8 protein-coding genes and 1 pseudogene are annotated in these 6,345 nt (G+C 49.5%); 4 read left to right on the top strand and 5 right to left on the bottom strand.

The window, feature by feature from the left end:
• Window positions 1-17 precede the first annotated feature (17 nt).
• Window positions 18-791: an SDR family oxidoreductase gene (locus M516_RS0111305; RefSeq protein WP_029099222.1), complete on the bottom strand. Its 774-nt coding sequence runs from the start codon at window positions 789-791 to the stop codon at window positions 18-20.
• Between the two features lie 86 nt (window positions 792-877).
• Window positions 878-2,500 (bottom strand): long-chain-fatty-acid--CoA ligase, encoded by a 1,623-nt coding sequence (locus M516_RS0111310; RefSeq protein ID WP_029099223.1) that lies wholly within the window; start codon window positions 2,498-2,500, stop codon window positions 878-880.
• A gap of 145 nt (window positions 2,501-2,645) precedes the next feature.
• Here M516_RS0111310 and M516_RS25585 point away from each other — a divergent pair, with 145 nt between their 5' ends.
• Window positions 2,646-2,933: a hypothetical protein gene (locus tag M516_RS25585; RefSeq protein ID WP_143864193.1), complete on the top strand. Its 288-nt coding sequence runs from the start codon at window positions 2,646-2,648 to the stop codon at window positions 2,931-2,933.
• Between the two features lie 42 nt (window positions 2,934-2,975).
• Here M516_RS25585 and M516_RS25955 read toward each other — a convergent pair whose 3' ends face one another.
• Both M516_RS25955 and M516_RS26315 read right to left on the bottom strand, forming a co-directional pair.
• Window positions 2,976-3,164 (bottom strand): hypothetical protein, encoded by a 189-nt coding sequence (locus tag M516_RS25955; RefSeq protein ID WP_035289480.1) that lies wholly within the window; start codon window positions 3,162-3,164, stop codon window positions 2,976-2,978.
• Window positions 3,165-3,327: 163 nt separating this feature from the next.
• Window positions 3,328-3,474: pseudogene (locus M516_RS26315) on the bottom strand (hypothetical protein); the annotation flags it as partial.
• Window positions 3,475-4,370: 896 nt separating this feature from the next.
• On the opposite strand from M516_RS26315, the gene M516_RS0111325 reads away from it, so the two are divergent.
• The 3 genes from M516_RS0111325 (at window position 4,371) to M516_RS0111335 (ending at window position 5,983) form a co-directional block, all read left to right on the top strand.
• The gene (locus M516_RS0111325) at window positions 4,371-4,853 is read left to right on the top strand and encodes a DUF2975 domain-containing protein (protein WP_029099225.1); all 483 of its coding nucleotides are present in this window, start codon (window positions 4,371-4,373) and stop codon (window positions 4,851-4,853) included.
• A gap of 10 nt (window positions 4,854-4,863) precedes the next feature.
• A complete protein-coding gene (locus tag M516_RS0111330; RefSeq protein ID WP_029099226.1) occupies window positions 4,864-5,079 on the top strand; it encodes a helix-turn-helix domain-containing protein in 216 nt (71 codons plus the stop codon).
• A gap of 82 nt (window positions 5,080-5,161) precedes the next feature.
• A complete protein-coding gene (locus tag M516_RS0111335) occupies window positions 5,162-5,983 on the top strand; it encodes a DUF817 domain-containing protein (RefSeq protein WP_029099227.1) in 822 nt (273 codons plus the stop codon).
• Window positions 5,984-6,087: 104 nt separating this feature from the next.
• Here the strand turns inward: M516_RS0111335 and M516_RS25965 are convergent.
• On the bottom strand, window positions 6,088-6,345 hold a 258-nt coding region (locus tag M516_RS25965), incomplete at its 5' end, for a hypothetical protein (RefSeq protein WP_238550965.1).

A 6,345-nucleotide genomic window follows, 5' to 3' on the forward strand; every position in this document is an offset into this window, starting at 1 on the left:
TGAAGTGTTGGGATTCCTTATATCGCAGTAATCCCTCCGTCAACAGCAAGTACCTGCCCTGTGACGTAAGCGGAAGCATCGGATGCAAAGTACAAGGCGGCTCCCTTCAGGTCGTGTTCCCCTCCATAACGCCGCATGGGAGTGCGTTCAAGGAGTTGATCCCCAAACTTCTGAAGGAGGCCGGAAGTCATTTTACTCGGAAAGAAACCAGGTGCTATCGCATTGACTGTCACACCCTGCCGCGCCCATTTTATGGCTAAATCACGTGTAAATGAAATCACTGCCCCTTTGCTCGCGTTATAACCGATTGCATTCATATAGCGAGGATCGCTGCCAACCAAACCGGCGACGGAAGCAATGTTCACAATTCGACCGTATTGCCGTGCCACCATTTCACGACCAACTGCTTGCGACATTAAAAACAATCCCGTTACGTTTACTTGTAAAATTTGATTGAATTTTTCGAGCGGGTATTCCTCGACAGGGGCACCCCACGAGATCCCGGCGTTATTGACCAAGATGTCAATCTTGCCAAATGCGTTTTTGGTTTCCTCCACTACGCGTTGTACATCTTCCGGATCCGTGACGTCACACGCAAGCGACAGGCTCTGCCTGCCTACTCCTTTGATTTTTTCAGCCACCTCGTCACAGGCTTCTTTTTTCCGCGAGCAGACGACGACAGCAGCGCCGGCTTCTGCCAGCCCCATCGCAACTTGTTCACCGAGACCGCGTCCGCCTCCCGTTACGATCGCGACTTTTCCGTCAAGATGAAAAAGATCGTGAACATGCATGAAACCATCCCCCTAGTCGTTCTCATCCAACACTCTTCAACAGCAGCGCCGATCTTTCCGAATGAAGTTCCTTTCCTCCACGAACTTCACTCTGTCCGTCCAACGGATTTCTGCTTCGCCACCACTTCTTCCACCAAAGATCTGCGCAAAATTTTGCCAACCGCGGTTTTCGGCATCCGATCCCTGAATTCAACCGATCGTGGAACCTTATACTTGGCCAGGCGTGCGGAGCACCAATCGATGATCTCTTTTTCTGTAACAGGCATCTCGTTCTTCGGTACGATCACCGCCATGACGGTCTCTCCCCGGTAGGGATCGGGAATGCCAAACACACAGGCTTCCGCGACGGCCGGATGCTGATAGATGACTTCCTCCACTTCGATGGGAAAAATATTGTAACCGCTCGCAATGATCATCTCTTTCTTTCTGCCCACGATGTAGAAGTAGCCTTCCTCATCCATCGTGGCGATATCTCCGGTATAGAGCCATCCGTCCCGCAAAACGGCAGCGGTTTCCTCCTGATTTTTCCAGTATCCTTTCATCACCTGGGGGCCTTTGATGATCAATTCCCCCGGCTCTCCGGGCGGCAGTTCGACCGTTCCCGTCTCCAGATCGACCACCTTGCAATCCGTATTCGGGAGCGGCAGTCCGATGCTGCCCGGCTTTCTTTTTCCGTGGATCGGATTGCGGTGGGTAATGGGGGCAGCTTCAGATAACCCGTATCCCTCGATGATACGCGCCCCCGTTTTCCGTTCGAACTCGCGCATCACCTCGACCGGCATCGGTGCCGACCCGCTGTTGCATACCTTGAATGAGTCAAGGCCGATGGTTTCCGCATCGGGATGCTGCAGCAAGGCGATGTACATGGTGGGAACCCCCGGGAAAAAGGTGGGGCGGTATTTGCGGATGACCTCCAGTGTGTGATTCGCATCAAACCGGCGGAGACAGATGATGGTGGCTGCCCCGTACACGGCGATGTTCATGGCACCGGTCATCCCGTACACGTGAAAGAAAGGGGACACGCTTAGAATGCGCTCGCCGGGCCGCTCGAACACCCCGTCGGAATATGCAAAGCTTTGCAAGACATTGCTGACGAGATTGTAATGCGTCAACATGACTCCTTTCGATCTGCCGGTGGTTCCTCCCGTATATTGGAGAACGGCGATATCTTCCCGTGGGTCGATTTCCACGGAAGGAGGTTTGGATGATACAGCGGCTATTTCTTCATAATAGCCGTACTCGCCCTCATGGGAAGCCCCTTCGACGAAAATCAGCGTCAGTTTTGCATCCCATCCGATTAACGCCAGTTTCTGCTTTTGTTCCCGATGGCCAATGAATGCCGTTGCTTCCGAATCTTCCAACAGATAGGCCAACTCGGACTGCTGGTACATCGGGTTGACCTGGACGAGAATGCCGCCCAGGCGCTGAATGGCATAGTAGGAGACGATATACTCCAGACAATTGGGCAGCATCACTGCGATCCGGTCGCCTTTGCGCAGCCCCAGACGATACAGGACGGCAGCAAACCGATCCACGATCCGCTGTAATTCTGCGTAGGTCACGTTCTTTTCTCCATCGATCACGGCAAGCTGTTCCGGATATTCCCGCGCTGTCCGTGCCAGGAGATCATACAAGCAGATATGCGGAAGCTCGATGTTCACGGGAACCCCTTTTGGATAAAATGCGTACCACGGCCTGTTCACATCCATCGCCCCTCTTCCTTTCCAGCCGACCTTCTATTCGCCCCAGCCAGCCCTTGATGGCTTGTGTTGCACCATTCCTTTTGCAAGTTCCGCTCCAGGCTGATTTCACCGGTTGACGTTCAGTCCATCGATTCAAAAATGAATCAAGCAGATGTACAGTCGCTGGTTTTCCGCGATTCTTTTTTGCTTGCGTGATTCAAATTTGATTTGCGAGGCCTCTTACGTCGCAAAGCAGACAAAAAAAGAAGGCCCTTCATTAAAAGCGCCTTCTCTCAATGACAACTGGATGCTTGCGGCCGGTACTTGTTTTTTAAAGCGACTCAATCGACCCGACCGTGAACAACATGCCGGAATCAAACGCAAATCAGAGGGCAGGAACGATGGTGCTGCCCTCTGCCCCATTCATCCGCAACGGTTTGCCGGAGGTGCCTTTTCGTAACAGCCGTCCCCCTGCCAACCGCTCTGCCCACGGCGGTGCCCCTCATCGAAACAGCTTGGTCACCGAGACAAAGGAAAGAAGATTCAACTTCGACTCCTTCCCGCTTCTTTTGACCAAGCTGAAAAACGCATGCAGAAAATCTTCCCATTTCTTCCCGACCATGATCTTGTTGTCGGCGTTCCGGCTCACCACCAGGGCGGCTCCGACAATCATCCTTTCGAGATGTTTCATGGTGCCTCTCCTCCTTTACGCAATGCATTACGCAATGTGAAGTCGGGATTGTTGCGGAACAGGCGCAGCCCCTGTCAAGGCCGCAATGAATCGGCTTTGACAGGAAGCTGACCGTTCCCCCTACGGCAAGAACCTGCACGATCTGATGAAGCTGCAGCGGTGCGGTATGGAACAGGCGGGCCAGCGCTGGAACATAGAGGACGGAAAGCAGTGCCAGCCAGGAGATTCCCAACGCACCGATGAAAAACTTGTCCTTGATCCACTGCCTGAAATGCTGCCCGTTTTCCTGCCTCCACGAGAAGGTTTGCATCAATTGTTTTCAGTTCGCTTATGGGGAAACGTCGTGCCTGCATCGGGTAGGAGTCTGCCTGCGTGATCAGCAGATGTCTCCCTTGCGATGACAGGTCTAGGTCTGGTTGAAAGTCGTTCTCCGGGAGAACATCCCATCCGTGCCCGGCAAGCTCGTCCTCGTCAATCTCCAGCGTATTGCGCAAAAACGAAACCTTGATGGAAGGAAACGTCTGCTGGATGTTGCGCAGCGTGTGTCCCTCGCGTTTGAGCTGAATCGGACATCGGCTCACAATCAGACCGATGCATTTTCCTTGACGGCCCACGAAAGTCACGGTACAGCCTTTTTTGGCTTGTCGTTTGGCCTCCAATTCATACGGCTGGCAGTCCACCTGCCGCTTTTGCATGAACAGTTTGGAGCCGAACATAGGTCTGCCCGTTAATCACTCCTGTTACGCCGTCTTCCTGTTCCTCCTCATGAAAAGCGGTGCGTTTGGTTCGTCCCAGATGCTCAGCCTTGTGGACGACCTTTTCCCGCAGAGGATGGGAGGTCTTCTCCAAAAGGCTGGCGGTCAAACACCACAGCTTGTCTTCCTCACCCGCTGTGATACAGGAAAGGTCCCCTTCTGTCCGCTGAAAATAAAGTGTTAGACTGAAAAATAAAGTATTAGACTGAAAAATAAAGTATTAGACTGGCAACGGCGTTAAGCTAACGGGCAGGTTAGTTCAATAAGTTATAAATTGAATGGTTAAAGTTATAGAGCATTTCTTTGTAATGAGGAATGCTTTTTTTGGTTTTAAAAAGGATGATATCTCCATAACAATAAAAATATATTTAATAACGGCATTTTTTTATTGCTAAACGATAAATTTGGTGGTAAAGTCAAATTGAATTCAATAATAAGTGAGGGGTTTTATATGAAACGAGGAACAACACTCTTTTTAAAGGCAGCTGTTATTCTTATTGGAATCCCAGTTCTTGCTTTGTGCATGTTTTTGGTGCCTGAGATAGCGAATTATGCAGCTGAATTGTTTCCAGATATTACTTATATGAAATATCTCGTTTTAATCGATTTGTATGCAACGGTGATACCTTTTTACTTTGCTCTGTATCAAGCTTTTAAACTTTTAAGCTATATTGACAAGAATAAAGCTTTCTCAGAATTATCTGTAATAGCTTTAAAGAAAATAAAATACTGTGCAATCACAATCAGCATCTTGTATGTGGTAGGAATGCCACTCTTCTATCTCATGGCTGAAGTAGAAGACGCCCCAGGTATCATAGTAGTCGGATTGGTCATGATTTTTGCCTCCATGGTGATTGGCGTTTTTGCTGCTGTTCTCCAAAAGCTTTTAAAAGAGGCTATTGATATAAAATCAGAAAATGATTTGACGGTCTGAGGTGAATAACATGGCGATTATAATCAATATTGACGTGATGCTAGCTAAAAGGAAAATGAGCGTTACAGAACTTTCGGAGAGGATTGGAATAACGATGGCTAATCTTTCCATATTGAAAAATGGAAAGGCAAAAGCAATTCGATTATCAACTTTAGAAGCGATTTGTAAGGCTTTAGAATGTCAGCCTGGAGATATTTTAGAATATAAAAGTGACGAAGACACGTAAGGATTCTGAAGTGAGTCAAATTTATAAAAGGCGAGTTACTATATAACCATTTCGTGTAATCCACTCAGAAGGTGAGAAGCTTATGCAAAGACGCTTATGGCATGCCCTGCAGCAGTTGGTACGCTTCGGCTGGCAGCAAGCGCTGTCCTGTGTATTTCCTGTGGTCATCTTTGCATCACTGGCTCTGACACAGCTCATTCCCCTTCCCTGGCTACCCCGTTACGACTGGCTGTTGGTCATCTGCCTGGCCATGCAGGTATGGATGCTGCGCTCCGGTCTTGAAACACGCGACGAGCTGAAGGTTATCACCGTCTTCCACCTGATTGGCTTGGCTCTGGAACTGTTCAAGGTGCACATGGGGTCCTGGTCGTACCCGGAAGAAGGCTGGACGAAGGTGAATGGAGTCCCCCTCTACAGCGGATTTATGTATGCCAGCGTGGCCAGCTACCTGTGCCAGGCCTGGCGGCGCCTGAAGGTAGAGCTTGTACGTTGGCCTCCACTCTGGTTGGTTACCCCGCTTGCCGCTTCAATCTACCTGAATTTCTTCACCCACCATTATTGGGTCGACATTCGCTGGTGGCTGTCGGCCTTGGTGCTGATCGTATTTTGGCGAACCTGGGTTACCTATGAGGTCGGCCGTCATCGCTACCGGATGCCGCTTATCCTCTCCTTCGTGCTGATCGGCTTCTTTATTTGGATTGCGGAGAACGTCGCCACCTTTTTTAGTGCGTGGGAATACCCGAATCAATCCGACACCTGGCATCTCGTCCATGTAGGTAAGGTCAGCTCCTGGTTTCTGCTTGTCATCGTCAGCTTTCTGATCGTCGCCACGTTGAAACAAATCAAGGAGCAGCGACCTGAGGTTGGAAAAGATAGCCGCAACTCCACTAGTCCGGAGTTTTAATATCAACCGAGTAAATTCTAAGCTATATGGATTGGTTAGCGGCCAATCATGATCGTAAAATTTTATGGTTATTTTCACCAGTACTGGTTACAGGGTGAGATGATCTAAGCAGGAGTTGGACTAAGATATTTGCAGGCAAAAGGACTTGCTTCAACCGTTAGAGATATCCCTGTGTTGTTTTCCCGGCTGAAAACATGCAGGCTGAATCTATAATTGATACGGACACATACAGGATTTACGAACGGATTTACTGAACTAACGGGTAACGTTAATTCTATAAACCAGCGGCAGTTGTCAACGCCGACTTTATTTTGACCCACCATCGCCGGTTTAGAATTGACCCACCCGGCGATTTTTTGTTG

This window comes from Brevibacillus thermoruber 423 (assembly GCF_000454065.1).
Lineage (GTDB): Bacteria > Bacillota > Bacilli > Brevibacillales > Brevibacillaceae > Brevibacillus > Brevibacillus thermoruber.

Bases quoted from the DNA above. Each gene is read 5' to 3' on its own strand.
- M516_RS0111325 (WP_029099225.1), top strand. From the start codon at position 4,371: ATGAAACGAGGAACAACACTCTTTTTAAAGGCAGCTGTTATTCTTATT.
- M516_RS25955 (WP_035289480.1), bottom strand. From the start codon at position 3,164: ATGAAACATCTCGAAAGGATGATTGTCGGAGCCGCCCTGGTGGTGAGC.
- M516_RS0111305 (WP_029099222.1), bottom strand. From the start codon at position 791: ATGCATGTTCACGATCTTTTTCATCTTGACGGAAAAGTCGCGATCGTA.
- M516_RS0111335 (WP_029099227.1), top strand. From the start codon at position 5,162: ATGCAAAGACGCTTATGGCATGCCCTGCAGCAGTTGGTACGCTTCGGC.
- M516_RS0111330 (WP_029099226.1), top strand. From the start codon at position 4,864: ATGGCGATTATAATCAATATTGACGTGATGCTAGCTAAAAGGAAAATG.
- M516_RS0111310 (WP_029099223.1), bottom strand. From the start codon at position 2,500: ATGGATGTGAACAGGCCGTGGTACGCATTTTATCCAAAAGGGGTTCCC.
- M516_RS25585 (WP_143864193.1), top strand. From the start codon at position 2,646: ATGTACAGTCGCTGGTTTTCCGCGATTCTTTTTTGCTTGCGTGATTCA.